We start from the raw sequence: 24,341 nt of genomic DNA on the forward strand, positions 1-24,341 counted from the left end.
GCGGCCTCAGGCCTCGCCTGGTTCCGGGATCACCCCCTTGCTCTGCAGATAGGCCAGCACCAGGGCGACGCAGGCTTCCAGGTCCTGCGCACCGGTGTCGATGCGCAGCTCGGGGTTCTCGGGTTCCTCGTAGGGGCTGGAGATGCCGGTGAACTCCTTGATCTCACCGGCGCGCGCCTTGGCGTAGAGCCCCTTGGTGTCGCGTTGTTCGCACACGCCTAGATCGGCGGCGCAGTGGATCTCGATGAAGTCGCCGGCTTCCACCAGGGCCCGGGCCCGGTCGCGGTCGCTGCGGAAGGGCGACACGAAGGCAGTGAGCACCACGACGCCGGCATCGAGGAACAGCTTGGCCACTTCGCCGATGCGGCGGATGTTCTCCTCGCGATCGGCGTCGGAAAAGCCCAGATCGCTGCAGAGGCCGTGGCGCACGTTGTCGCCGTCGAGCACGTAGCAGGCCAGCCCCTGCTCGAACAGGGCGGAGTTGACGGCGTTCGCCAGGGTGCTCTTGCCGGCGCCGCTGAGGCCCGTGAACCAGAGGATGGCGCTGCGGTGGCCGCGCTGGTGCGCCCGCGCCGCCCGCGTCACGGTGGAGTGGTGCCAGACGATGTTGGTGGCGGCCCCCTGGCTGGTCATGGCGCCATAGGGGGAACCGGTGGGGCTGGCGGTCATGGCGGGCTCAGGGCGAGAGGGTGAGGCCGGCTGAAGGGCCGGGGCACGGGGCGGCTCCTGTCGCCACTCCGATTGCCATTGTCCCTGCTGGCCTGCCTTGATTCCGTGCTGGTGGGCAGGTCCAGCTGCAGCTGCAGGCGCCGGCCCTCCCGTTCGATCGTCAGCCTCAGCGGCACGCCATCGGGCTGCAGGCGCACGCCGCGGATCACCTGGCCGGCGTGGTCCACCGCCGTGCCATTGCATTCAAGGATGCGATCGCCGGGGCGGAGGCCGGCCGCTGCCGCTGCCGATCCCACTGCCACCCGCCGCACCCACACCGAGCCGTTGGCGCTCTCCAGGTAGGCGCCCAGCCGGGCCCGTGTCGGCGGTGGGCCGCAGCCGTCGGGCAGGGGCACCCGGGTGAGGCTGAGCTGCCGCTCCAGGCCCAGATCCGCGAGCTGGCGAGGCACCCCATCGCCGTCCTCCAGATGGCCGCGGCCGATCAGGGCGACCACCAGCCGGCCGGGATCTCGATGATGGGCGGCCCCGATCCGCTCGGCCATCGCCCGGTCGCGCAGCAGCTGGCTGTCGAGGAAGCGCTGCAGGTCACTGGCCTCGGCGGCGCTCAGGGAGGCATCAGCCACGCCGGTGGCCCTGGTCGCACCACTGGGGCCGTTCGAGGCCGGGGGGCGGGCGCCAGCGGAGGTCGCTCTGTCGGTTGCGCCTGGCTGAGCCACTGGCGTTGGGAGGCCGGGGATCCCGGGGGTGCCATGGGGTGGCTGGGGGGCGGTGAAGACCCGATGTCCCCGCCAGGCCATTTCCAGGCGCTTCCGGTAGGCCGGCCCGGCACTCACCGGCGTGCCGATCCCTTCACGCTCCGCGCCTGGGATGGCCGCCAGTCCCTGGCGCCGCACCCGCTTCACCAGCTCCGGTTCGGCGTTGAGCGCGAGCAGAGGCACGCCCTGCTGGCGGGCCCAGCGCAGCAGGGGCAGGTAGAGATCGGGATCATGGCCCCAGACCTCCTGCCAGCCCACCTGGTTGAGGAATGCCTCCTCGTTGATCTTGCCGGCGCTGTAGCGATCCAGGACCGCCTGACGGGCGGCCGGCACCATCTCCAGCCCCAGGCTCAGCCGCAGGCGGCGCTGACGGACGGCCTCCAGGGTGGCGAGCTGCCAGGCGTGGTCGGCGCGGCTGGTGTGGATCTCGCCGAGCAGCAGGGCGTCGAGCCCTGGCAGGGCGGACCGCAGGCGGGAGACCTGGGCCTCGATGGCGCCCTGGGCCGCGGCGCAGCGGGCGGACAGCGCGCTGGCGTCGGCCCCCTCTCCGGACAGGGGCCGCGCTGCACTGGCGGCGGATCCAGCCCAGCCGGGCCTGGCCTGAGCGGCCGCCAAGAGCAGCATCGCCAGGGTGAGGCCTCGCAGCTGTCGCCGCGCCGACCCTGCCCGCGACACAGCAGCGCGGTGGAGAGGAGCGGCGAAAGGGACAGCTGCCCTCATCGCAGTGATCCTTGCGGTGATCCGTCTCCAGTCGCTCAGCCCTTGGGGAGGTTGGGCGATGGCCATCGCAGCGAAGACTCCGAGCGACGGACAAGGCCGCAGATTAGGGAGTGCCCCGCCGTCCGGACTCAGCTCCATGGCAGCCTCCTGTCGGGGGCGGGCCGCCACGGATCAGCCGGCTCCGGATCGGGCCGCTGCGCTGGCACCTCCTGCGACGGTTGCCGCCGTTCGCAGCTCCCCCAGGCCAGACTCGCGGTCCCTGGTCCCGTTTCCCGTTCGCCATGGCTCCCTGGCTGATCACCGGTGCCAACCGCGGCATCGGCCTCGAGCTCTGCCGCCGGATCAGCGCTCGCGGCGATGCCGTGATCGCCGTCTGCCGCAGCAGCTCGCCGGAGCTGGACGCCCTCGGCGTGCGGGTGGAGAGCGGCATCGAACTCAGCAGCCCGGAGTCGATCGAGGCGCTGGCGGGCCGGCTGGCAGGCCTGACCCTCGCGGGGGCCATCCTCAACGCCGGCATCCTGGAGTCGGGCCGCCTCGAGGATCTCGATCCAGACAGCATCCGTCGTCAGTTCGAGGTGAATGCCCTGGCGCCGCTGCTGCTGGCCCGCGCCCTGCTGCCCTGCCTGGCCTCCGGCTCGAAGCTGGCGCTGATCACCAGCCGCATGGGCTCGATCGACGACAACACCTCCGGCGGGTCCTATGGCTACCGCATGTCGAAGGTTGCGCTGAACATGGCAGGCCGCTCCCTGGCCGTCGACCTGCGGCCCCGCGGCATCGCCGTGGCGATCCTGCATCCGGGCCTGGTCAGCACCCGCATGGTGAACTTCAACCCCCAGGGCATCAGCCCGGCCCAGGCGGCCGCCGGCCTGGTGGAGCGCATCGATGGCCTGAGCCTCGAGACGTCGGGCAGCTTCTGGCACGCCAATGGGGAGCTGCTGCCGTGGTGAGGCGGGCGGTCGCCAGTCCCCCGCCGCTGGAGCGCGATCGCAGGCTCTGGCAGGGCGCCGCCGGGGTTCAGCCGCCCGCCTGTTTCGGCCGGTAGCCCGCCTGCTCCAGCGCCGCCAGGGCCGCGGCCACCTGGTCGCCCTGCAGCTCGATCACTCCGTCCTTGAGGGTGCCGCCGGTGCCGGCCGCCGCCTTGAGCTGCTTGAGCAGGCCCTTGAGCTCAGTCTCCGGGGCTTCCAGTCCCGTGATCGCCGTCACCAGCTTGCCGCCCTTGCCCGCCTTGGTGCGCTGCACCCGCACCCGCTGCTGTGCCTTCGGAGTGCCTGGTCCAGCGGTGGTCGGCCGCTGCTGGGCGGCGGCATTGCTGAGGCCGCTGAACTCCTGCCAGCCTCCTTTCTTGGCCATCCACCCCGACTGCTGCTCAGGGGATTCTGGAGGGCCGCAGCCACTGCGCCGCGCGGCCGCCACCAGGCGTTCATCCGCGGTCAGCAGCACGGCCCCATGCCGCTGGGCCAGCGCCAGAGACGTGGCGTCGTAGACGCTCAGGCCCTGCTGCTGAGCGAGCTTCAATCCGCCCTCACCGCCTCCACCACGCTCACCGCCGACGCGGTGGGCACGATGCGGCTGAGCCGGAGCCCGGCGCTCTCCAGCAGCTGGGCGTACTCCCCGGGGGTGCGCTCGCGCCCGCCTTCGCTCATCACGAGCATGTTCAGATCCAGCAACTTGCCGGGGAACGGGCCATTGCCGGGAGGGATCACCTGCTCGACGATCAGCACCCGACCGGCGGGATCCATCGCGGCGCGGATGTGGCCGAGGATCGTGCGGCAGGCGTCATCACCCCAGTCGTGAATGATGTGCTTGAGCAGATAGGCATCGGCACCTGAGGGCACCGAGCGGAAGAAGTCGCCGCCCTCGACACGCAGCCGGTCGCTCAGCTCGGCAGGCGGCGCCACCGGCGCCACCACCTCCGGCTGATCGAACAGGGTGCCCTGCAGCCCGGGTGTGGCCCGCAGCACCCGCTGCAGCAGCGCTCCGCGGCCGCCGCCCACATCCACCAGCCGGCGGATGCCGCTGAAGTCGAAGGCCGCCAGCAGCGCCTCGGTCTCCTGGCGCGAGAAGTCCGTCATCGCCCCGTCGAAGATGGCGCCGCGCTCCGGGTTCTGCTGATACCAGGCGAACACCGAGCAGCCGTAGCGATGCTGGAAGGCGTTCTCCCCAGTGCGCACGCTGCGAAGCAGATCGGCCCAGCTGAGGTAGTGCTCCTCGCCGAGCATCCGTGCGAACTGCCGCAGCGACTGGGGGTGATCGCTGCGCAGCAGCTCTGCCAGTGGCGTCAGGGCGAAGCGGCGCGGGGCCGTCTCCTCGAAGATGCCCAGGCTGGCCAGGCCCCGCAGCAGCCGGAACAGCGTGTCGGCCTCGGCGCCGCAGGCCAGCGCCAGCGCCTCGCAGTCCCGCTCGCCGCCGACCAGCTGGTCCGCCAGACCCAGCTCGGCGGCCACGTGGATCATCTGTGTCACCCAGGCGCCGCTGGCCATCGCCATCAGCTGCTCGCCGGGGCTGAGTTCGGGGGGCATGGCGGGGGCTGCTGCGGGGATGGCCCGCTCTAGCGTCGCCACCACGCTCTGTCAGCCCGCCGGAGCACCTGCCTATCGTCGGCGCCATCCGGGCCCGCTGCGAGGCGGCCCCTGTGTCCGCCGGCCGCCGGCGCCCCGATGTTCCTCGGCAGTGTCTGACCTTCGGCCTGGTGCGCGGTTTGCTGCGCTGTCGCTGGCGGCCACCCTGCTGTCGGCGCAGGCCCTGCCTGTGCCCGCTTCCCACGCCGGCGTGACCCCCGGCCCGGAGGCGGCATTCTCGGCGCCGGCTGCTGCGCCGGCCCCGGTGGAGCGAGCGGTCCGGGGTCTGCCGGCAGCGGCGGAGCTGAGCCCGCAGGAGTGGCCCCACCAGGCCCTGCGCGAGCTGATCCGGACGGGGGGATGCACCGGGTCCGCGCTGCGCGACCTGCTGGATGCCGGTGTATCGATCAACCGCGATGAGGCGGCGCTGCTGCTGCAGGCCTGCCTGGCGAACCCGGAGCTGGTGGCCACGGAGCCGCTTCGGCGCCTGCAGTGGGAGTTCGCCCCGGAGCTGGCCCGCCTGCAGGGTCGTGTCGATGGCCTGGAGGCGCGGCTGGCGGAGCTGGACGCCACCCGTTTCTCGCCCATCACCAGCCTGCGCGGCGATGTGCGCTGGTGGCTCGGCGGGGTGGGGTACGGCGGCAATCAGATCAACCGCGCCGCCAACAGCTACGGCGGGCAGCCGCTGCGCGACGCCTTTGTCTTCAACACCGACGTCCGCTTCAGCTTCACCACCAGCTTCGACGGCCAGGACCTGCTCCGCCTGCGTCTGCGCAGCGGCAACGGCGGCTTTTCCGCCTTCCGCGCCGACCTGGCGCCGACCCTGCGTCTGAGTGGCCTGTCGCCCGGCTGCTCCGCGTCGAGGCCGGAGGCCTGCCGCAACGACCTGCTCCAGCTCGACAAGTTCTTCTACCAGCGGCCGCTGGGCCCGAACTGGCGGGTGACGCTGGGCAGCCGCGTCAACCAGAAGGACATGATCGCCATCTGGCCGGCGGCCTTCGACGACAACGAGATCCTGCTGTCGCTGTTCAGCAAGGGCGGGGCGCCCGGCGCCTACAGCGATGTCAAGGGTGCCGGCCTGGGCTTCTACTGGACCCAGCGCACCGATGCCGATGCCGGGGTCGGCTGGGTGGTGAGCGCCGTCACGGTGGCCGGTGCTCCCGCCAGCGGTGACCCCGCCGAGGGCGGTCTGTTCAGCGCCGGCTCGCGCGGGGCGAGCAGTCTGCAGCTGGGTTACCAGGCCGGCAGCTGGGCCGCGGCGGCGATCTACACCCTCAACCAGGCCGGAGCCCTCGACCGGGCCGGCCTCACACCGCTGGCGGCAGAGACCTGGCCCAGCAGCCAGCCCGGTCTCGGCGGCCATGTGCATGCGTTCGCCCTCACCGGCTTCTGGGTGCCCCTGCGCAGCGGCTGGTTCCCCGCCCTGACGCTGGGCGCCGGCTTCAATCGCGCGGTCTACAGCGGCGAGGATGGGACGGTGGGTGGACGGAGGCCACCGCAGCTCGCCGAGAGCCAGTCGTGGATGGTGGGGCTCAACTGGTACGACGTGCTGGTCTCTGGCAGCGAGCTGGCCTTCGCCATCGGCAGCCCGGTGTCCGTCAGTCGCTACCGCAATGCCGAGGGCCAGCAGGGGGCGGCCGACCGTTCGCTGCAGATGGAGCTCTGGTATCGCCTCCAGCCGACGGACTGGTTGACGATCACCCCGGGCGTCTTCTGGCTGCCCCGTCCCCGTGGTCAGCTCACGGCCGCCGGCACCGCCTGGGACACCACCCCCCTGCCCCGGGACAGGGCGCCACCTTCTCGGCCTTCGGGGCCGTGCTCAAGCTGCGCTTCCGCTTCTGAAACGCCATGCCCCGCCCGTTCACGCCACGCCTTCTGCCAGGGCGCCGTCGTGCCATCCCTGTGGCACTCGCTGTTCTGCTGCTGGCCGGTGGCGCGGCGGCGGCTCCGGCCAGGGTGTCGTCCGCCGCCGAGCGCCTGCGCGCCTGGGGGGATGGACAGCGGCTGGAGCTGCTGCCGCTGCGGCAGAGCAGCCGCGAGGTGCTGGCCCGCAGTCAGGTGATGCTGCTGATCCGTCCCCATGATCTGCCGCGCGCCTACGGGGAGCTGCTGCTGCTGCCGCCGCCCACGCTCGACGCCCTGGTCCTGTCACGGCAGCTGCGCCTCTGCCGCATCGAAACCCCCGGCCGGCGCGGCACGGTCCGCTGCCTCGAGCGGCTGCCCCTGGTCGTCGAGGTGCGTCGCGAACAGCTGCTGCTGCGGCCGCAGCAGCAGCTGGAGCCCGACGGGGCCTACGGCCTGGAGCTGCTGCTGCGCAATCCCCTCCAGCAGGGGTTTCATCCGCTGCGCCTGTTCGGTCTCACGCCGGAGCGTCCCGAGCCCACCTATGTGGGCACCTGGCTGCTGCAGACGGATGTCGTCACGGACTGAGCCGCTCCGCCCAGGCCTCCTGCCTACTGTGTGAGCTCATCAGCCGCCGCCGGACCGCGCCGTGACCAGCACCGTTCCTCCGCTCGCCTCGTCCGGCTCCGCCCCCGATCCCGCCGGTCTGGCACCCGCGGCACGCCCTGACGCTCTGGGGCGCTTCGGCATCTTCGGCGGCCAGTACGTGCCCGAAACCCTGATGCCGGCCCTGGCGGAACTGGAGGCCGCCGCGGCGGAGGCCTGGGCCGATCCCGCCTTCACCACGCGCCTCAACCATCTGCTGCGCGATTACGTCGGCCGGCCCAGCCCGCTGTACGAGGCCGAACGGCTCAGCGAGCACTACCGCCGCGCCGAGGGCGGTCCGCGCATCTGGCTGAAGCGCGAAGACCTGAATCACACCGGCGCCCACAAGATCAACAACGCCCTCGGCCAGGCGCTGCTGGCCCTGCGCATGGGCAAGAAGCGGATCATCGCCGAGACCGGCGCCGGACAGCATGGGGTCGCGACCGCCACCGTCTGCGCCCGCTTCGGGCTGGAGTGCGTCATCTACATGGGCGCCGAGGACATGCGCCGTCAGGCGCTGAACGTGTTCCGCATGCGCCTGCTGGGGGCCACGGTGCAGCCGGTCACCGCCGGCACCGCCACCCTCAAGGACGCCACCAGCGAGGCGATCCGCGACTGGGTGACCAACGTCGAGTCCACCCATTACATCCTCGGTTCGGTGGCCGGTCCGCACCCCTACCCGATGCTGGTGCGCGACTTCCACGCCGTCATCGGTGAGGAGGCCAGGCAGCAGTGCCAGCAGGCCTTCGGGCGCCTGCCGGATGTGCTGGTCGCCTGTGTCGGTGGCGGCTCCAACGCCATGGGCCTGTTCCATCCGTTCGTGCAGGACACCTCGGTGCGGCTGATCGGCGTCGAGGCGGCCGGTGAGGGCGTGGCCAGCGGCCGCCATGCCGCCACGATCACCGAGGGGCGTGTCGGTGTGCTCCATGGCGCCATGAGTCTGCTGCTGCAGGACGGCGAGGGCCAGGTGATGGAGGCCCATTCCATCAGCGCCGGTCTCGATTACCCCGGTGTGGGCCCGGAGCACAGCTATCTCAAGGGCATCGGCCGCGCTGAATATGCCGCCGTCACCGACGACGAGGCCCTCGACGCTCTGCAGCTGATATGTCGGCTGGAGGGCATCATTCCTGCCCTCGAGACGGCCCATGCCTTCGCCTGGCTGGAGAAGCTCTGCCCCACCCTCGCCCCCGGCACCGAGGTGGTGGTCAATCTCTCGGGTCGCGGCGACAAGGACGTCAACACCGTGGCCGACCGGCTGGGAGATCGACTCGGGGGCTGAGGCCTCTTCTGACCGCGGGACCTCCCGATCTCCGAGGGGCCGTCGAGGGCTGGCCTGGAGCCAGAACCGTCCCCCGCTCCCGGGGCGCCGAGCTGTGACGGATCCGGCTCTTCAGAGGGGATCCTGCTCCCAGCTGAAACGCGGCAGGCGCTGCACGCTTTCCCGCATCGTCGTGGCCCACACTTCCATGGCCCGGATCACCTCGGGGGCATCCTTGTCCAGCTTCATCCGGCGCGACACGCGCAGGTCACCGGCAGGCACCAGGGCGATCTCGAAGGGCGGCCCCACGGTGAGATTGGAGCGGCGCGTGATGATCTGCGACACCAGGCAGAGGCGTGCCCCATCCTCCAGCGACAGGCCTGGATGGCCGACGTAGTCGAGCGGTGGCTTGCCGTATTTGCTCTCGCCGATCTGCAGAAAGGGTGTCTCCGCCGTGGCCATCACGGCATTGCCCTGGGGATAGATCAGGTAGAGGCCGTGGGGCTCTCCGGCGATCTGACCGCCGAGGATGAAGCTGGCCTCACCGGTGGCGCCGGCCTCCCGCAGCGAGGTGGCGAACTGTCGCTGCACCGCCACGCTGAGGTGGCCGATGTAATCCGCCACCTCGAACAGGTAGCGGGCGCTGCGCAGATCGGGCCGTTTCGGTGTCCCTTCGTTGGTCGTGGCTGCCGTTCCCCGCTCGCTCGCGCCCTGCTCAGTTGTGCCGTCGTCCACCGCCGCTGCGGCCAGGTCGCGGCGGATGCGGTTGAGCACCGCCTGGGTGGTTCCCAGATTGCCGGCCGCCATCAGCACGAACAGCCGATCGGGCGCCGGCTGGAACACATGCATCTTGCTGTAGGTGGAGATGTAATCCACCCCGGCGTTGGTGCGCGAATCGGAGGCGAACACCAGGCCCTTCTCCAGCAGGAAGGCAACGCAGTAGGTCATGGCGTCTGCTCCCTCAGCCCAGCAGCCGCTGCAGAATCGCCGCCACGGAGCGCACCGCCGCGCCGGCGGTGGCGTAGGCCATGCGCATCGGTCCCACCAGGGCCACATGTCCCAGGTCGCCATCACTGGTCCGATAGGGAGCCTGGACCACGGCACAGGCCGCCAGCGCGGCATGGGGATGCTCGCTGCCGATCCAGATGTGGTCCGCCGGAGTCTCCAGCGGGGGAGGCAGCTCCGAGGCGGAGGCCAGGGGGCCCAGCACCTGCTCGGGGCGATGTTCCACGAGCTGCACCAGGGGCAGCAGCGCCGCCGTGCGACTGAACTCCGGCTGGGCCAGCAGGCCCCCCAGGCCGGCCGCCACCACACCCTCCGGTTCGGCGCCACCGCGCCGCTCCAGATCCTCCAGGCCCTGGCGCAGCACGGCCCCGCCGGTGCGCAGCTCCTCCGGCAGCCGCTCCCAGGCGATGTGTCCGCCGCCCTGGCGCAGGCTGTCGTTGGCCCAGCGCTCCAGGATCGCCAGGTTGGCCTCGGCCTCCAGCGGCAGGCGCAGGTTGAGGCTGCTGGTCAGCGCCGGTCCCTGCACCAGGAACACCAGCAAGCGGTCGCGGCTGGGCACCAGGCGCAGGGCCTGAAGCTGGGGTCGCTGCCGCTGGGGCCGGCTGATCAGGCTGAGGAGGCCGGTGAGGTCCGAGAGGCGTCGGGCCAGGTGGCGCAGGAGGTCGTCGAGGGCGGCCCACTGCAGGCTGATGCCAGCCAGCTCCCGCTCCAGCTGGCGGGCGGCGGAGCCGGGCTCCGGCAGCAGCTGATCGACATAGAGGCGATAGCCCTGCTGGCTGGGGATGCGGCCGGCGGAGGTGTGGGGCTGGGTGAGCAGGCCGCGCTGCTCGAGGGCTCCCATCGCCGAGCGCACCGTGGCCGGGCTGGCGGTGAGGCCGAAGCGACGCACCAGCGTGCGGCTTCCCACCGGCTCCACCGTGTCGACGTAGTGGCGCACTGTGGCACGCAGGACGTCCTGTTGGCGGCGCGGCAGGGGATCCAAGCCGAGGAGTAGCGAGGCGAAGAGGTGCGTGGATCGTAGGGAGGTCGCCGCGGGCCCGGAGAACGGCGGCACCAACCGTTGTGGCTCCGTGGCGCATCGCCGTGCCGGCGAGGGTATTGCGGGTCGCGCCAACCGCAGGACTCATCCGCAGGACTGGCCGGCTGTCTGTCCGCCCGGGGGGGGCGCCGGAATGCCAGCGCCGCTTCGCAGTCGCCTGCGCCGTCAGTAGCGCGGCACCGAGCGGTCCACCTCGACGCTCCACGCATCGATGCCGCCCTGCAGGTTCCACACCTGGGGAAAGCCCTTCTGCTGCATCAGCCAGCAGCCGAAATGCCAGCTGCGCACACCGGCGTGGCAGAACACCGCCACCGGCCGTGAGGCGTCCAGCAGCGTGTCGAGCCGCTCCATCCATTCGGCCGAGCGGCTCAGGGGCAGGTGCAGCACCGGCAGCGGCAGGCGGGCGATGGCCAGCTCCTCGTCCTCGCGCACATCGATCAGCTGGATGCCGCTCCCTTCCACGTCGCCCTCGACCAGGCGCCCGGCCAGATCGGCGGCGGTGATCGGGAGGGGAGTGGGCGCCGGCGCGGCAGGGGCCATGGGGGGCAGGGGAACGGCAGGATGGAGCCATCCTGCTGTGCGTGCATGAAGGGCCGCGCCTTCGCGGCGGTGGTGCTGTCGGCGCTGCTGCTGCTGTCCGGCCTCGGGATCGGGGGCTGGTGGCTGGTGTGGCAGCGCGGTCCCCTGCAGCTGGCGCACCACCGTCTGGCGATGCCGCGGTCGGCCCGGTTCGTGCCGGCCTCGGCCTCCTTCAGCCTGTATCTGTTCAGCGATGGCCAGCGGCCGGTCGACTACGCCCGCGCCGTGGCTCCGGCCCGCCAGCGCCGCCCCGCGGGAGAGGCGATCGCCCGTCTGCGCGACGGCGCCTTCGCTGCCGCCGGCCTCGATTACCAGGATGAGCTGGCCGGCTGGCTCGGCGGAGAGATCGCCATGGCCCTGTTCGAGGATCCGGTGGTGGCCGCCACCGGTGGGGCTCCCGAGCAGCCGTCGCGGGGGTGGCTGCTGGCCCTGGCGAGTCGTGATGACGACGGTGCCCGGCGTTTCCTGCAGCGGTTCTGGCAGACCCGCAGCCTGGCCGGCACCGACCTGCAGGTGAGCCGCTACCGCGGCATGGGGTTGATCAGCGGCCGTGGTGCCCTGCTCGGCAGCCGATCCGAGCCCCTGGCCACGGCCCTGGTGGATGACGATCTGGTGCTGATCGCCTCCGGCCGCAATCTGCTGGAGCGGGCCCTCGATGTCTCCCAGATTCCGGGTCTGAATCAGGCCGGCCAGCCGCTGCTGCGCCAGGGGCTCGCCTCCTTCGCCAGCGGTGCTGCCCTGGCGGTGGCCGCCCCGGAGGCCCTGCAGACCTGGCTTGGATGGCCTGCGCCCCTGCCTGCCGATGCGGTGGCCAGGCCCATGGACCTGTCCCAGGCCGTGGCCGCGGCCCGTGGCCTGCCCCGCACGGCTGCCCTGGCGGCGGTGCTGCCCGATCCGCAGGACTCCGCCGACGCCGTCAGTGGCTCCAAGCGGCCTGCGGAACCCTCGCCGTCGGGGGAAGGAGACCTCGTTGTCGTCTCCACCGACAGCCCGGATCCGGGCGAGCCGGCCGCATCAGCGCCCTCCGCTCGCCAGGCCCTGCCGGACGTTCCGGCCTCTGGCCCGGCGCCGGATGCGGCTTCTCGTAACCCCACCGCCGGGCCCCAGGACGCCCTCCAGCCTCCTGAGGCACCACCCCAGGCCCCGCAGCCCGGCACTCCGGTGCGCACGGCTGCGCCAGTTGCTCAGACCCCCGAGGACGTCCCCGCCACCACGCCAGCTGCTCCTGCTCCCTCGGCCTCCGCGCCTCCCGCCAGGAGCGACGCCGCTTCCGGCGGAGCCGTCCCAGTGGCGCCGCCCCCGACCAACGCTCCTGGCGCACCAACCCTGCTGGCGGTGCTCCAACCCCAGGGCCGCCAGCTGGAGCTGCGCGCCCGGTTGCTGCTGCCCGAGGCGCCGCGCCTGGCGCCGCTGCTGCCGGAGCAGGCCGAGGCGCTGCTTTCGGCCCTGCGCGGCAGCCCCGAAAGCCTGGCGCTGATCCAGGATCCGCCGGCCCTGGGCCAGGTGGCCCTGCTGCGCCCCCTGCTGGAGCGCAGCCTGGGTCTGCGTCCGCAGGGGATGGCAGAGCGCCAGGGCCCCCTGCCCGCTCTGCTGTCGCGCACGATCCACGGCCCCTTGCTGGCGAGTCAGGCGCCCATGGGCTGGCAGCTGGCCAGCCTTTCAGGCGATCCCGCGTCGTCCGATCTGGAGCCGCTGCTCCGCCAGGAGGGTCTGCTGGAGGCACCCCTCGCCGTGGACGGCCACAGCCTGCGGGTGTGGACCCACCTGTCCCTGCCGGGCCGGGCCGGCCGCCGGGAGCGCGGTGGCGCCGATGCGCTGGTGGCCCCCCTGGCCGGCTGGAGCGAGCAGCGCCAGGAACTGGCCTGGTGGGGACAGACGCTCGCGGCGCTGGAGGCCCCGGCCGAGAGCCGCTCCCTCACCTTTCTCCGGCGTGGCCTGCGCGAGCTGGGGGTGCCGCAGGCGCCCCTGCAGTGGAGCCTCGACGGCGACGGTGCCCGCGGCCTGCTGCGCTCCTGGCAACCCTGGCGGCTGCTCTCGGCCCTGGCCGGTGGCGGTCTCGATGGGCCTGTGCGGGGCCTGGCCCTGGCGCTGGAGTCGCCGCCCGAGCTCTCGGCGCTGGAGCTGCGGGCCCGCCTCAACCTGGGCGAGTGAACCTGGGCGAGTGAGCCTGATCGAGGGCTCCGCCGCTGGCGCGCGTGGCCCGGAGCCTCAGCATGGGTGAGCGCCCCTGCCGTTCGCCGTTCTGTCGCCATGGCTGCCTCCACCCTCCTGCTCCTGCGCCATGGCATCGCCGAGGAGCGACGGGCGGGACTGGAGGATGGCGATCGGGCCCTCACCGAGCGGGGGCGCAGCCGCACCCGTGCGGTGCTGGAGCGGCTCGTGGCCCTGGGGCTGATGGCGGATCGGCTGCTCTGCAGCCCGTTGCTGCGGGCTCGTCAGACGGCCGAGATCGCCGTGACGGCGGGCTGGGCGCCGGATCTGACGCTCGCCTCCGAGCTGGCTCCGGGCGGAGCGGCGCTGGCCTGCCTGCCAGAGTGGTGCCAGGCATGCGGTGGCGACAGCCTGGCCTTGGTGGGCCATGAACCGGATCTCTCCGCCCTGGCCGCCTGCCTGATCGGCGCGCCCGCAGGCCATCTGGACCTGCGCAAGGCGGGCCTGATCCAGCTGCGGCTGTCCGAGGCTGCTGCGCGTGGTCAGGCTGTTGCCGGCGGCCAGCCTGCCGCCGGCGGGGCCGTGCTGGTGTCGCTGCTGCGGCCGGGGCTGCTGCTCGGCTGAAGCCGCTGGCTGGCCATCAGCGCTACGGCAGAGCCACCGGGCCGGAGCCTAGGTTCGGCAAAACGGTACGACCTTTGATGGCGGTCAAGAGCCCCTCCAACGGCCCGAGCGGTGCCGATCCCAGCGCGGCCTCCGACGGAAGTCCCGCTGTGACCAGCAGCCCCGCCCCGCAGGCCGCGAGCGTGCCTGTGCCGTTCCGCCCGGGTCTCGAAGGTGTGCCCGCCACCCAGTCGGCGATCTGTGACATCGATGGCATCCGCGGCCTGCTCACCTATCGCGGCTATCCGCTCGAGCAGCTGGCGGCCAACAGCACCTTCCTGGAGACGGCCTACCTGCTGATCTGGGGTGAGCTCCCCACCATTTTCCAGCTGCGGGACTTCGAGCAGGAGGTGCAGATGCATCGGCGGGTGAGCTTCCGCATCCGCGACATGATGAAGTGCTTCCCAGCGGGTGGGCATCCGATGGATGCCCTGCAGGCGAGCGCCGCGTCGCTGGGGCTGTTCTATTCCCGCCGCGCCCTGGATGATCCGCAGTATGTGTTCGACGCGGTGGTGCGGCTGATTGCCAAGATCCCCACAATGGTGGCGGCGTTCCAGCTGATCCGCAAAGGACAGGATCCGATTCAGCCCCGTGATGATCTGGCCTATTCGGCCAACTTTCTCTATATGCTCACCGAGCGTGAGCCCGATCCGATCGCGGCCAGGATCTTTGATCGCTGCCTGATCCTGCACGCCGAGCACAGCCTCAACGCCAGCACCTTCAGCGCCCGCGTCACCGCCAGCACGCTCACCGATCCCTATGCCGTGGTCGCCTCGGCCGTCGGCACCCTGGCCGGACCGCTGCACGGCGGCGCCAACGAGGACGTGCTCGAGATGCTGGAGGAGATCGGCACGGTGGATGCGGTGGAGTCCTGGCTCGATCAGGCGATCAAGGCCCGCAAGAAGATCATGGGCTTCGGTCACCGCGAGTACAAGGTGAAGGATCCCCGTGCCGTGATCCTGCAGAAGCTGGCCGAGGACCTGTTCCTGCGCTTCGGCCATGACGCCATGTATGACGTGGCGCGCCGCCTCGAGGAAGTCGCCGCTGATCGCCTGGGGCCGAAGGGCATCTATCCCAACGTCGATTTCTACTCCGGCCTGGTGTATCGGAAGCTCGGCATTCCGCGCGATCTGTTCACACCGATCTTCGCGATCGCTCGCACAGCCGGCTGGCTGGCCCACTGGCGCGAGCAGCTGGGCGCCAACCGCATCTATCGCCCCACGCAGATCTACACCGGCTCCGGCGAGCGGGCCTGGCTCCCCCTGGAGAGCCGCCCGGCGGTCGTCTGAAGCACCACGCCGTCTCCCCCGTTCCACCAGCGGGGCCTTAACGTCTCCCCCACTCCTCCCACCCGCCATGCAGCCCTTCGCGGTCGTGACTCCGGGACTCGATCTGCAGGCCAGCTTCGTCGACCTGCTCGAGGGCTTCGGGCTGACTCCCGGACTCGCCCACCTGATCTGGCTGCCGCTGCCGATGCTCACCGTCCTGGTGGCGGCGGTGGTGGGCGTTCTGGTCAACGTCTGGCTCGAGCGCAAGATCTCGGCAGCCGTCCAGCAGCGCATCGGCCCGGAGTACGCCGGCCCCCTGGGGGTGCTCCAGCCCATGGCCGACGGCCTCAAGCTGCTGTTCAAGGAAGACGTCATCCCGGCCCGAGCCGACGGGCTGCTGTTCACGCTCGGCCCGGTGCTGGTGCTGGTGCCCGTGATCCTTTCGTGGCTGGTGGTGCCCTTCGGCCAGAACCTGCTGATCAGCAACGTCGGGGTGGGGATCTTTCTGTGGATCGCCCTGAGCAGCATCCAGCCGATCGGCCTGCTGATGAGCGGCTACGCCTCCAATAACAAGTATTCGTTGCTCGGCGGCCTGCGGGCTGCGGCCCAGTCGATCAGCTACGAAATCCCCCTGGCCCTGGCGGTGCTGGCGGTGGTGATGATGAGCAACTCTCTTAGCACCGTCGACATCGTCGCCCAGCAGAACGGCGCCGGCATTCTCAGCTGGAACATCTGGCGCCAGCCGGTGGGCTTCGTGATCTTCTGGATCTGTGCCCTGGCCGAGTGTGAGCGCCTCCCCTTTGACCTGCCCGAGGCGGAAGAGGAGCTGGTCGCCGGCTACCAGACCGAGTATTCGGGCATGAAGTTCGCCCTCTTCTACCTCGGCAGCTACATCAACCTCGTGCTCTCGGCGCTGCTCGTCTCGGTGCTTTATCTGGGTGGCTGGGGCTTCCCGGTGCCGGTCGAGTGGCTGGCCAACCTGCTGGGACAGTCGGTCGATGCACCTCTGGTGCAGGTGATCACCGCCACCACCGGCATCGTGATGACCGTGCTCAAGGCCTACCTGCTGGTCTTCTTCGCGATTCTGCTGCGCTGGACCGTTCCCAGGGTGCGGATCGACCAGCTTCTCGATCTCGGCTGGAAGTTCCTGCTCCCCGTCGCCCTGGTCAATCTGCTGGTCACCGCCGCTCTCAAGCTGGCCTTCCCCGTCGCCTTCGGCGGTTGATCTGCACTTCCGATCCCGATCCTCCAGTTCTCAGCCGGCCCCGCCATCATGGGCCGATCCCGCCTGTCCGCCCCTCCCCCAACCAGCGCCATGTTCGGGTTCCTCAAGAAAGTCGGTGACTACACCAAGGATGCTGTGAGTGCCGCCCAGTACCTGACTCAGGGGTTGGCGGTCACCTTTGACCACCTCAAGCGCCGCCCGATCACGGTTCAGTATCCGTACGAGAAGCTGATCCCGTCCGAACGTTACCGCGGCCGTATTCATTACGAGTTCGACAAGTGCATCGCCTGTGAGGTGTGTGTGCGCGTCTGTCCGATCAACCTGCCGGTGGTGGACTGGGTGATGAACAAGGCCACCAAGAAGAAGGAGCTGCGGAACTACTCGATCGATTTCGGGGTCTGCATCTTCTGCGGCAACTGCGTGGAGTACTGCCCCACCAACTGCCTCTCGATGACCGAGGAATACGAGCTGGCCGCGTTTGATCGCCACAGCCTCAATTACGACAATGTCGCACTTGGGCGACTCCCCACCAGCGTCACCTCCGATCCGTCGGTGTTTCCCCTGCGTGAGCTGGGCTACCTCCCCGCCGGTGAGATCGATCCCCACGGCGTGCCCGCTGATGCTCCCCGGGCCGGCAGACTGCCTGAGCAGGTCCTCGAGACCCTGCCTGCAGCCGCCAAGACCCCGCAGCAAGGAGTCCAATCCTGATGACGATCGCCTCCACCACGCAGCAGATCTGCTTCCTGGTGCTCTCGGCCACCCTGGTGCTGGGTTCCCTGGCCGTGGTCCTGCTGCCCAACATCGTCTATTCCGCCTTCCTGCTGGGAGGCGTCTTCCTCTCGGTGGCTGGCCTCTACCTGCTGCTCAACGCCAGTTTCGTGGCGGCGGCCCAGGTGCTCGTCTACGTCGGCGCGGTCAACGTGCTGATCCTGTTCGCGATCATGCTGGTGAACAAGCGTGAGGCGATGGCCGACATCCCCGGCCTGCTGCTGCGTCGGCTGCTCTCCGGGGCCGTCTGCGCCGGGTTGTTCGCCCTGCTCCTGCGCGTCGCCTTCACCACCCACTGGGCCCTGCCCGGTCCGGTGCCGGTGGGCGAGGAGGCGACGATCCGCATCGGTGAGCACTTCTTCAGCGACTACCTGCTTCCCTTTGAGCTGGCGTCGGTGCTGCTGCTGATGGCCATGATCGGCGCCATCGTCCTGGCCCGACGGGACGTGTTCAGCACCGATGTGGTGACCGGCGAGCCGGCCGATCAGGGCCTGCTTGAGAAGGCCCGCACCCCTCTGCTGCTGGAGACGCCCTCCGGCTCCACCACATCCACCCTGGCGGAACCCCGTTCATGAGCTCCTCGGCCATTCCCCTCCAGGCTTTCCTCGCCCTGGCTGCCGTGCTGTTCTGCACCGGCGTCTGGGGCCTGATCAACAGCCGCAACGCCGTTCGCGTGCTGATGAGCATCGAACTGATGTTCAATGCCGTCAACCTCAACCTGATGGCCTTCTCCAGCTATCTCGATGGTCAGCTGGTCCGCGGTCAGGTGTTCACCATCTTCGTGATCACCGTGGCGGCGGCCGAAGCTGCGGTGGGTCTGGCGATCCTGCTGTCCCTCTACCGCAACCGCGAGACGGTCGACATGGAGCGCTTCAACCTGCTGCGCTGGTGATCCGCTCGGCTGCGCTCCCCCAGTTCCGAGTCCACCACTGCCGCGTCGCCTCCCCTTCCGGCCCGGCTTGAGGCGATCGTCTGAGGCTTCGCATCGCTTCTGGCGTCTGGCCCCAGGAGAGAGCAGGCTGGGCCCCTGAGTTCCTCAATCGATGCGCCTCGAGCGGGTCTGGGTGATCCATCGCAGCGGCAGCCCCGCCGCACAGCGTCAGGCCAGGGCCTGCGCCGCTGAGCTGCGGGCCGAAGGGGTTGTCGTCAGCGTCGCCGAATCCGGCCTGAGCGCCAATCCGTTCCCGGGTCTGCAGGCCACCGAGCCCGGCCCGCCCGATCTGGCCCTGGTGCTCGGCGGCGATGGCACCGTGCTCGGAGCGGCGCGGCACCTGGCCCCCCATGGGGTGCCGATCCTCAGCTTCAACGTCGGCGGCCACCTCGGCTTCCTCACCCACGAACGGGTGCTGCTGCGACCGGAGCACGGCATCAGTCTCTGGGAGCGCCTGCGGCAGGATCGCTTCGCGCTGGAGCGACGCATGATGCTGGAGGCGCGCATCGACCGCGCCGATGGCGTGCCGTTGCCGGGTGACGCGGCGCGCATCGGCCACGCCCCAGCAGAGGTGGATGCCTGTGGTCCCCACAGCGCCCTCAATGATTTCTATTTCCGGCCCTGTCTCGATGAGGTGTCGCCCACCTGCCTGCTGGAGCTTGAGATCGACGGAGAGGTCGTCGATCAGTACCGCGGCGACGGTCTGATCATTGCCACCCCCACCGGCTCCACCGGTTACGCGATGGCGGCAGGGGGCCCGATCCTGCATCCCGGCATCGAGGCGATCGTGGTGAATCCCATCTGCCCGATGAGCCTCTCCAGCCGGGCCATCGTGGTGCCGCCCCGCGCCCGGCTGAGCGTCTGGCCCCTGGGGGAGAGCAGCCGTCGCGTCAAGCTCTGGAAGGACGGCGCCCACGCCACCGTGCTTGACCCTGGCGATCGCTGCACCGTGCAGCGGGGGCCCCATCCGGCCCTGCTGCTGCAGCTCCAGCAGAGCCCCTCCTACTACCGCACCCTCACCCGCAAGCTGCACTGGGCGGGAAGTCTCACGGGCGTGGAGCCCTCCCACAACTGAGTGGCGCCCACGGGGGTGCTCAGGCCAGGGCGGCCTCGCCAACGTGCTGGGCGATTCGATGCTTCGTGGTCCGGGCTGGTTGGTTGAGCGGAGCCTGACCAGGGGATGCCCTCGCCTGGAACGCGGCAATCGTTCACGATTCCGGCAGGAGGTGTTGCCAAGACCTTTGTCTTTCTGTATTCTTATCTCCAGAAGTGAGGCGCTTCATTCTATAGCCTCGGACATGGATTTTGGCCTGTCGGCTCAGCAGAAGCTCATCCTCCGTCTTGCCCGGGCCAACGGTCTCAGCGGCGCCCACCGCTGGCAGGTTCTGCCGCCCCTCTGGCTGATTGCCCTGGTCAGCCTGGCGCCCTGGCTTCTGGTCTGGCATCCAGGCCGCTATCTGTGGTTGCTCCTGATTCCGCCGCTTGGGTTCTGGTACCGCCGCCGGGTGGAGCGTCGTTTTCAGGAGTGGGTCCTGGATCTGCGGGAGCTCTGAGCGCGCCTTCCGGCAGGCATGGCCGATGGAGATTCCCTGCGGTCGGCAGATCTCGCCATCGTCGGGAGGTTGGTTGCGGCCGGCCGGTGCGTTACGCAGGGTGATCCTCGGCGGCGGGCGTGGGCAGAATCGATGGGGTGATGTGTTGGGAGATCTGTTCTGGCCCTTGAGATCGAACGGCGGTTTCTGGTCGCTGGCGACCGGTGGCGAGGCCATGTCCTCTGGCAGGCGCGCCTGCAGCAGGGTTATCTGAGCCGTCCCGGCGAAGGGCTGACGGTCCGGGTCCGCACCCGTGAGCCGTTGGAGGGTGGAGCGGCCGAGCAGGCCTGGCTGACGCTCAAGGCACCCGCGCCCTCCTCGGGGCAGCGGCAACCTGAGGGGCCTTCGCTGGCGGCCCCGGACGGTCCGGCGGCAGGCGACGCCCTCTCCTCCGTGCAGACGGCTCTTCAGGCCAGGGGGGAAGGGCTGGCCGGGCTTGCCCTCAGCCGCCTGGAATTCGAATACGCCATCCCCACGGCAGATGCCGAGGCGCTGCTCGCCCTGACCGAGCAGCGACTGGTGAAGTGCCGCCATGGCCTGGATCTGCCCGGCGGCGACTGGGTGCTCGATGTGTTCGAGGCAGAGAATGCGCCGCTGGTGGTCGCCGAGGTGGAGCTGGAGCATCCCGATCAGCCCGTCGATCTGCCGGCCTGGTGCATCAGGGATGTCACCGGCCGTCGTGACCTCAGCAACGCCGCTCTGGCCGCGCGTTCGCTCGCACGATGGAGCGAGGCCGAGCGCTGCGAGCTGCTCAGCGGTCTGTAGAACGCCTGGCCGGGATGGCTGCATACGGCAGAGGCGGCCCCCATCCTCTGGCGTTGTCACTCCGGTGGCGTGCTCACTCCCCTGATGGACCCCGCCGGGAGGCGGCCCAGCCCCAGGCTTGCCCCGGTACGGTTCAGTCCTGATCGCCGCCTGGTCCGTCCTCGAGCGAGCAGCAGTTGAAGCCGTCGCGGCAGATCTTGCCGTTGTCCATCGCCCAGTTCAGAAGCGCCACCCGGTTCTTGGCTCCGGTCTTGGTGAAGATGTTGCTGACGTGGTTGTCGACCGTGCGCTTGCTGATCGTCAGGCGTTCGGCGATCTCCTGGTTCGTCAGGCCGGTGGCCACCAGCTCGATGATCTCCAGTTCCCGCTCGGACAGGTCGCCGCGCGGCTGGGGGGAGTGATGGGTCGGCGGACGGGGTGCCGGAGCCCGATCAGGCAGGCCGCGCTCTGGCATGGACGCACAGCGAAACCCGCACTGTAGGCAGGCTGCTGCTGCATGATGGGCCGGATCGAGGGGGGCGGGCCGCTGCTGCGCGAGGCACTGGAACGAGGCGAGTTCGCGCTGACGGCGGAGGTGACGCCGCCGCGTGGGGGAGATCCGTCGCGCACCCTGGCGGCGGCCGCTGCCCTGCGTGGCCTGGTGCATGCCATCAACGTCACCGACGGCAGCCGGGCCGTGATGCGGATGAGCAGCCTGGCGGTGTGCCGGTTGCTGCTCGACGCCGGCATTGAGCCGGTATGGCAGGTCACGGGCCGGGATCGCAACCGCATCGCCCTGCAGGCGGATCTGCTCGGGGCCCAGGCCCTGGGCATCCGCAATGTGCTCTGCCTCACCGGCGATCCGGTGAAAGCCGGCGATCAGCCTGAGGCACGGCCGGTGCATGAGCTGGAGTCGGTGCGGCTGCTGCAGCTGGTTCAGAGCTTCAACCAGGGGATCGATCCGGTGAAGGGGGAGCTGCCCGATGGCGGCACCAGCCTGTTCGCCGGGGCCGCGGCCGATCCCCAGACGGGCAGCTGGAGCGGCCTGGTGAGCCGGGTGAAGCGCAAGCAGCAGGCGGGCGCCCGCTTCCTCCAGACCCAGATGGTGATGGATCCCGAGGCACTCCGGCGCTTCGTGGAGGAGGTGAGCGGCCCGCTGGGGCTGCCGGTGCTGGCGGGGGTGTTCCTGCTCAAGTCGGCGAAGAATGCGCTCTTCATCAACCGCGTGGTGCCCGGAGCCAGCATCCCCCAGGCGATCATCGACCGCCTGGCAGGCGCCAGCGATCCGGCCGCCGAGGGCATTGCGATCGCCGCTGAACAGGTGGCCGCTTATCGCGACATCGCCCAGGGCGTGCATCTGATGGCGGTGAAGGCCGAGGAGCGCATCCCGGCGATCCTGCAGCTGGCAGGAATCCAGCCCCGGCCCGTGCCGCCCCTGCCAGCGGCGGTGGGCTGACCTGCCACGGCCTTGAGGCCGGAGCTGCGGTGATCCCTGGAGCGCTGCCGCCCTTGGCTGCTCGGCAAGATCACCGTGCAAAGCACATCAGAAGCCGCAGGCGGCCTGAGGCTCTGGTCTGGCAGGCCGGCTGGGGAGATTCGCTCACCCTGGTGGGTGGCGTCGACAGGCGTTGCGGCGCTCCTAGTTGGCCGCCTGGCTCAGCGCCAGGTCGCTGCCCAGCAGCTCGGCCATGGCCTTCTGTTGCGGTGAGGGGGTGGCCAGGTCCTGGCGGCGGGCGTCGGTGATCAGCCAGTCGAGGGCCGCCTCCTGCAGGTCGAAATGGTCGCCGTTGCGGTCGACGCAATAGCGGCCGTACACCAGCTTCTCCACCAGGCGCACGCCGGGGCCGATGCGCGAGTAGTCGAAGATGATCGAGTTGTCGATCGTGGCGCCGCTGCAGATGTGGCAATTGGGTCCGATCATGGCCGGGCCGATGATTGTGGCTCCGTCCTCGATCTTCGTCATGCCACCCACATAGATCGGGCCTGCCACCGTGATCTGGTCCCAGTCAGCGGCCACATTGAGGCCCGCGTAGATGCCCGGACGCACCTCCTTTCCGGGGATCTGCACCTGGCGCACATCCCCCTGCAACACGCTGCGGATGGCCTGCCAGTAGTCCGGCACCTTGCCGATGTCCACCCATTCGAACTCCATCGGCAGCGCGTAGAACGGCGCTCCGGCATCCACCAGCTTCGGAAAGAGATCAGCGCCGATGTCGAACGGCTCGCCACTCGGGATGAAGTCCAACACCTCCGGCTCGAAGATGTAGATGCCGGTGTTGATCATGTCGCTGGCGGCTTCCTCCACCGGCGGCTTCTCCTGGAAGGAGCGCACGCGACCATCGTCGTCGGTGACGACGACCCCGTAGCTGCTCACCTGCTCGCGCGGCACCCGCTTGGTGATCAGGCTGGCCATCGCCCCCTTCTGGCGGTGACGACGCACGGCTTCGGTGAGGTCCAGGTCAATCAGCGCATCGCCGCAGAGCACCACGAAGGTGTCGTCGAAGAAGGGCTGGAAATCCTGGATGCGCTTGAGGCCGCCGGCCGAGCCCAGGGCGTCACCGATCAGTTCACCGTCTTCGATGCGTCCCTCGAAGCTGTAGGCGATCTGCACCCCGAAGCGCTGGCCGTCGCGGAAATAGTTCTCGATCTCCTCGGCCAGATGGGAGACGTTGACCATGATTTCGTCGAATCCGTGCTCGCGCAGTAGCTCCAGCAGAAACTCCATCACCGGTTTCTGCAGGATCGGAATCATCGGCTTGGGTGTGGTGTGCGTGATCGGACGCACCCGCGTTCCCTTGCCGGCCGCCAGGATCATCGCCTTCATTAGCGTCGGCATCTCACAGATAAGCAGGCAGCCTAAGCAGTCAGCTCAGGCCGCCAGGTCCGCGCGAGCCGGCCCCCCATCTGACCCCTGTCCCGACAGCCCGCCACGCCGAGGCAGGGGCAGGGTGCCGTCCTCGCCGCTGCGAGCGGCCCCCTCCGGTCGCCGCAGCCGCAGCGGGCCGAACAGGCCGCCCTGCTGTTCCAGCTCCACCGCCCCCTGGGAGCAGAGGAACAGCAGCGCCCAGAAGACCCCGACCCGATCGCCATCGAGTTCCTCCTCGGCGCCGGCTTCGCGCACGGATGTGTGCCAGGCGATGACCAGATCCTCGAAGCCCAGCCAGTCGCCGCCAGCTTCGATGCCCTGCTGCAGGAAGCGCCCCAGGGCGGCGGTGGTCTCCGGCAGCTTCTCCCGGTGGGCCAGAGCGGCCACCTGGGCGATCGCGGCGCGATCGCTGTAACGCTTCGGGCGATGGCGGCCGCGGCTCCTGCCCTCATCCTGTTCGAGCCGTTCGGCGATGTCCTCCAGCTGGCGGATCAATTCGCCGAGGGTGACCGGCCGCTGCAGCGGCGGCGGTGCCACCGGGCGGCGGATCAGGTGCCGTTCGGGCCGCGCCGGCAGCACGATCCCCCCGGGTTCCTCCGACCAGCCGTCGTCCTCAGGGCCGCACTCCTCCTCCAGCAGGGGAGCCGGCGGGAAGGTGGAGGCCTCGAGCACCTCCGCCTTCAGGCCCACCAGCACTGAGGCCGCCAGGAAGGCTTCGCTGCTCTCGGCCAGATCCAGCTCGTAGCTGCCCCCCACGCCGGCCGCCAGCCGCGGCAGCTCCAGGCGCGAACGCAGCTGATCGAGAAAGCCATCGATCACGGCGATCACATCCACATCCCAGGGATCGATGTCGCCACGCTCTGCCGCATCCTGCAGCAGGCGGATGGCGGCGCGCGCGCCGGTCTCACTCACGGCGGCATCCCGCGGACATCGGGCTGGCTGGGGATCGGCTCATCCCAGGCACCGTACCGATCGCGACCGGCCAAGGCCAGCGCTGCCCTTGGTTTGACCAGGCCGCGCCTTCACGGAAGACCGCAGCAGACCAGGCCGGGACGAACGCGGG

At 70.2% G+C, this 24,341-nt stretch carries 25 protein-coding genes and 1 pseudogene; 15 read left to right on the forward strand and 11 right to left on the reverse strand.

What is annotated here, in order from left to right:
• Positions 1-6 precede the first annotated feature (6 nt).
• Both cysC and H8F25_RS09910 read right to left on the reverse strand, forming a co-directional pair.
• The gene (cysC, locus tag H8F25_RS09905) at positions 7-669 is read right to left on the reverse strand and encodes an adenylyl-sulfate kinase (RefSeq protein WP_197210276.1); all 663 of its coding nucleotides are present in this window, start codon (positions 667-669) and stop codon (positions 7-9) included.
• Positions 666-2,144 (reverse strand): ChaN family lipoprotein, encoded by a 1,479-nt coding sequence (locus H8F25_RS09910; RefSeq protein ID WP_197210277.1) that lies wholly within the window; start codon positions 2,142-2,144, stop codon positions 666-668. The genes cysC and H8F25_RS09910 overlap by 4 nt, the downstream gene beginning before the upstream one ends.
• 281 nt (positions 2,145-2,425) lie before the next feature.
• Between H8F25_RS09910 and H8F25_RS09915 the strand changes: the two genes are divergently transcribed.
• A complete protein-coding gene (locus H8F25_RS09915) occupies positions 2,426-3,091 on the forward strand; it encodes an SDR family oxidoreductase (protein WP_197210278.1) in 666 nt (221 codons plus the stop codon).
• A gap of 67 nt (positions 3,092-3,158) precedes the next feature.
• On the opposite strand, the gene H8F25_RS09920 is transcribed toward H8F25_RS09915, so the two are convergent.
• The 3 genes and pseudogenes from H8F25_RS09920 to H8F25_RS09925 all read right to left on the reverse strand — a co-directional run bounded on the left by H8F25_RS09920 (position 3,159) and on the right by H8F25_RS09925 (position 4,663).
• Positions 3,159-3,494, reverse strand: coding sequence for a translation initiation factor (locus H8F25_RS09920; RefSeq protein ID WP_197213700.1), 336 nt, complete (start codon positions 3,492-3,494; stop codon positions 3,159-3,161).
• A gap of 105 nt (positions 3,495-3,599) precedes the next feature.
• Positions 3,600-3,659, reverse strand: a pseudogene (locus H8F25_RS18155) (hypothetical protein); the annotation flags it as partial.
• On the reverse strand, positions 3,656-4,663 hold the full coding sequence (locus H8F25_RS09925) for a methyltransferase (RefSeq protein WP_197210279.1): 1,008 nt from the start codon (positions 4,661-4,663) through the stop codon (positions 3,656-3,658). The gene H8F25_RS09925 and the pseudogene H8F25_RS18155, both read right to left, overlap by 4 nt.
• A gap of 250 nt (positions 4,664-4,913) precedes the next feature.
• Between H8F25_RS09925 and H8F25_RS09930 the strand changes: the two genes are divergently transcribed.
• From H8F25_RS09930 to trpB, 3 genes are all read left to right on the forward strand, one after another.
• The gene (locus H8F25_RS09930; protein WP_231596748.1) at positions 4,914-6,764 is read left to right on the forward strand and encodes an iron uptake porin; all 1,851 of its coding nucleotides are present in this window, start codon (positions 4,914-4,916) and stop codon (positions 6,762-6,764) included.
• Positions 6,659-7,132, forward strand: coding sequence for a hypothetical protein (locus H8F25_RS09935; protein ID WP_197210281.1), 474 nt, complete (start codon positions 6,659-6,661; stop codon positions 7,130-7,132). The genes H8F25_RS09930 and H8F25_RS09935 overlap by 106 nt, the downstream gene beginning before the upstream one ends.
• Before the next feature lie 61 nt (positions 7,133-7,193).
• Positions 7,194-8,468, forward strand: coding sequence for a tryptophan synthase subunit beta (trpB, locus tag H8F25_RS09940; RefSeq protein ID WP_197210282.1), 1,275 nt, complete (start codon positions 7,194-7,196; stop codon positions 8,466-8,468).
• A gap of 111 nt (positions 8,469-8,579) precedes the next feature.
• On the opposite strand, the gene H8F25_RS09945 is transcribed toward trpB, so the two are convergent.
• From H8F25_RS09945 to H8F25_RS09955, 3 genes are all read right to left on the reverse strand, one after another.
• Positions 8,580-9,395, reverse strand: a complete 816-nt coding sequence (locus H8F25_RS09945; RefSeq protein WP_197210283.1) for a 20S proteasome subunit A/B — start codon at positions 9,393-9,395, stop codon at positions 8,580-8,582.
• 13 nt (positions 9,396-9,408) lie between these two features.
• Complete coding sequence (locus tag H8F25_RS09950; RefSeq protein ID WP_197210284.1) at positions 9,409-10,434, reverse strand: heat-inducible transcriptional repressor HrcA; 1,026 nt, start codon at positions 10,432-10,434, stop codon at positions 9,409-9,411.
• Between the two features lie 222 nt (positions 10,435-10,656).
• On the reverse strand, positions 10,657-11,031 hold the full coding sequence (locus tag H8F25_RS09955; RefSeq protein ID WP_197210285.1) for a rhodanese-like domain-containing protein: 375 nt from the start codon (positions 11,029-11,031) through the stop codon (positions 10,657-10,659).
• Between the two features lie 45 nt (positions 11,032-11,076).
• Here H8F25_RS09955 and H8F25_RS17720 point away from each other — a divergent pair, with 45 nt between their 5' ends.
• From H8F25_RS17720 to H8F25_RS10005, 10 genes are all read left to right on the forward strand, one after another.
• Entirely contained in the window at positions 11,077-13,221 is a 2,145-nt protein-coding gene (locus tag H8F25_RS17720; RefSeq protein ID WP_231596749.1) for a DUF3352 domain-containing protein, read from the forward strand.
• 99 nt (positions 13,222-13,320) lie between these two features.
• Positions 13,321-13,845, forward strand: coding sequence for a phosphohistidine phosphatase SixA (gene sixA, locus H8F25_RS09965; protein ID WP_197210286.1), 525 nt, complete (start codon positions 13,321-13,323; stop codon positions 13,843-13,845).
• A 149-nt stretch (positions 13,846-13,994) separates the two neighbouring features.
• Positions 13,995-15,173, forward strand: coding sequence for a citrate synthase (locus H8F25_RS09970; RefSeq protein WP_231596750.1), 1,179 nt, complete (start codon positions 13,995-13,997; stop codon positions 15,171-15,173).
• 85 nt (positions 15,174-15,258) lie between these two features.
• Positions 15,259-16,377, forward strand: a complete 1,119-nt coding sequence (nuoH, locus tag H8F25_RS09975) for an NADH-quinone oxidoreductase subunit NuoH (RefSeq protein ID WP_197213702.1) — start codon at positions 15,259-15,261, stop codon at positions 16,375-16,377.
• Positions 16,378-16,467: 90 nt separating this feature from the next.
• Positions 16,468-17,085: an NAD(P)H-quinone oxidoreductase subunit I gene (gene ndhI, locus H8F25_RS09980; RefSeq protein WP_197213704.1), complete on the forward strand. Its 618-nt coding sequence runs from the start codon at positions 16,468-16,470 to the stop codon at positions 17,083-17,085.
• A complete protein-coding gene (locus H8F25_RS09985) occupies positions 17,085-17,720 on the forward strand; it encodes an NADH-quinone oxidoreductase subunit J (protein ID WP_197210288.1) in 636 nt (211 codons plus the stop codon). The genes ndhI and H8F25_RS09985 overlap by 1 nt, the downstream gene beginning before the upstream one ends.
• Positions 17,717-18,037, forward strand: a complete 321-nt coding sequence (nuoK, locus tag H8F25_RS09990) for an NADH-quinone oxidoreductase subunit NuoK (protein ID WP_197210289.1) — start codon at positions 17,717-17,719, stop codon at positions 18,035-18,037. Before H8F25_RS09985 ends, nuoK begins: the two co-directional genes overlap by 4 nt.
• 151 nt (positions 18,038-18,188) lie before the next feature.
• Positions 18,189-19,151, forward strand: coding sequence for an NAD(+) kinase (locus H8F25_RS09995; RefSeq protein ID WP_197210290.1), 963 nt, complete (start codon positions 18,189-18,191; stop codon positions 19,149-19,151).
• Between the two features lie 223 nt (positions 19,152-19,374).
• Positions 19,375-19,629 carry a hypothetical protein gene (locus H8F25_RS10000; RefSeq protein ID WP_197210291.1) on the forward strand — a complete coding sequence of 85 codons (255 nt, stop codon included), beginning with the start codon at positions 19,375-19,377 and terminating at the stop codon, positions 19,627-19,629.
• 300 nt (positions 19,630-19,929) lie between these two features.
• Positions 19,930-20,433 (forward strand): adenylate cyclase, encoded by a 504-nt coding sequence (locus H8F25_RS10005; RefSeq protein WP_231596751.1) that lies wholly within the window; start codon positions 19,930-19,932, stop codon positions 20,431-20,433.
• Positions 20,434-20,566: 133 nt separating this feature from the next.
• On the opposite strand, the gene H8F25_RS10010 is transcribed toward H8F25_RS10005, so the two are convergent.
• Positions 20,567-20,887 (reverse strand): LuxR C-terminal-related transcriptional regulator, encoded by a 321-nt coding sequence (locus H8F25_RS10010; protein ID WP_370525717.1) that lies wholly within the window; start codon positions 20,885-20,887, stop codon positions 20,567-20,569.
• Positions 20,888-20,932: 45 nt separating this feature from the next.
• Between H8F25_RS10010 and H8F25_RS10015 the strand changes: the two genes are divergently transcribed.
• Positions 20,933-21,868 carry a methylenetetrahydrofolate reductase gene (locus tag H8F25_RS10015; RefSeq protein ID WP_197210292.1) on the forward strand — a complete coding sequence of 312 codons (936 nt, stop codon included), beginning with the start codon at positions 20,933-20,935 and terminating at the stop codon, positions 21,866-21,868.
• A 183-nt stretch (positions 21,869-22,051) separates the two neighbouring features.
• Here the strand turns inward: H8F25_RS10015 and H8F25_RS10020 are convergent, their stop codons facing one another.
• Positions 22,052-23,236, reverse strand: coding sequence for an NDP-sugar synthase (locus tag H8F25_RS10020; RefSeq protein ID WP_197210293.1), 1,185 nt, complete (start codon positions 23,234-23,236; stop codon positions 22,052-22,054).
• Positions 23,237-23,281: 45 nt separating this feature from the next.
• Positions 23,282-24,190 carry a segregation/condensation protein A gene (locus H8F25_RS10025; RefSeq protein ID WP_197210294.1) on the reverse strand — a complete coding sequence of 303 codons (909 nt, stop codon included), beginning with the start codon at positions 24,188-24,190 and terminating at the stop codon, positions 23,282-23,284.
• Between the last annotated feature and the right edge of the window lie 151 nt (positions 24,191-24,341).

It is taken from the genome of Synechococcus sp. CBW1004, assembly GCF_015840715.1.
Lineage (GTDB): Bacteria > Cyanobacteriota > Cyanobacteriia > PCC-6307 > Cyanobiaceae > Cyanobium.

What these genes read in the sequence shown, in the direction of transcription:
- sixA (WP_197210286.1), top strand. Translation starts at nt 13,321, where the DNA reads ATGGCTGCCTCCACCCTCCTGCTCCTGCGCCATGGCATCGCCGAGGAG.
- H8F25_RS09955 (WP_197210285.1), bottom strand. Translation starts at nt 11,031, where the DNA reads ATGGCCCCTGCCGCGCCGGCGCCCACTCCCCTCCCGATCACCGCCGCC.
- ndhI (WP_197213704.1), top strand. Translation starts at nt 16,468, where the DNA reads ATGTTCGGGTTCCTCAAGAAAGTCGGTGACTACACCAAGGATGCTGTG.
- H8F25_RS09910 (WP_197210277.1), bottom strand. Translation starts at nt 2,144, where the DNA reads ATGAGGGCAGCTGTCCCTTTCGCCGCTCCTCTCCACCGCGCTGCTGTG.
- H8F25_RS10000 (WP_197210291.1), top strand. Translation starts at nt 19,375, where the DNA reads ATGGATTTTGGCCTGTCGGCTCAGCAGAAGCTCATCCTCCGTCTTGCC.
- H8F25_RS10015 (WP_197210292.1), top strand. Translation starts at nt 20,933, where the DNA reads ATGGGCCGGATCGAGGGGGGCGGGCCGCTGCTGCGCGAGGCACTGGAA.
- H8F25_RS09920 (WP_197213700.1), bottom strand. Translation starts at nt 3,494, where the DNA reads ATGGCCAAGAAAGGAGGCTGGCAGGAGTTCAGCGGCCTCAGCAATGCC.
- H8F25_RS10010 (WP_370525717.1), bottom strand. Translation starts at nt 20,887, where the DNA reads ATGCCAGAGCGCGGCCTGCCTGATCGGGCTCCGGCACCCCGTCCGCCG.
- H8F25_RS17720 (WP_231596749.1), top strand. Translation starts at nt 11,077, where the DNA reads ATGAAGGGCCGCGCCTTCGCGGCGGTGGTGCTGTCGGCGCTGCTGCTG.
- H8F25_RS10020 (WP_197210293.1), bottom strand. Translation starts at nt 23,236, where the DNA reads ATGAAGGCGATGATCCTGGCGGCCGGCAAGGGAACGCGGGTGCGTCCG.
- H8F25_RS09925 (WP_197210279.1), bottom strand. Translation starts at nt 4,663, where the DNA reads ATGCCCCCCGAACTCAGCCCCGGCGAGCAGCTGATGGCGATGGCCAGC.
- H8F25_RS09995 (WP_197210290.1), top strand. Translation starts at nt 18,189, where the DNA reads ATGCGCCTCGAGCGGGTCTGGGTGATCCATCGCAGCGGCAGCCCCGCC.
- cysC (WP_197210276.1), bottom strand. Translation starts at nt 669, where the DNA reads ATGACCGCCAGCCCCACCGGTTCCCCCTATGGCGCCATGACCAGCCAG.
- nuoK (WP_197210289.1), top strand. Translation starts at nt 17,717, where the DNA reads ATGAGCTCCTCGGCCATTCCCCTCCAGGCTTTCCTCGCCCTGGCTGCC.
- H8F25_RS09985 (WP_197210288.1), top strand. Translation starts at nt 17,085, where the DNA reads ATGACGATCGCCTCCACCACGCAGCAGATCTGCTTCCTGGTGCTCTCG.
- H8F25_RS09915 (WP_197210278.1), top strand. Translation starts at nt 2,426, where the DNA reads ATGGCTCCCTGGCTGATCACCGGTGCCAACCGCGGCATCGGCCTCGAG.
- H8F25_RS09945 (WP_197210283.1), bottom strand. Translation starts at nt 9,395, where the DNA reads ATGACCTACTGCGTTGCCTTCCTGCTGGAGAAGGGCCTGGTGTTCGCC.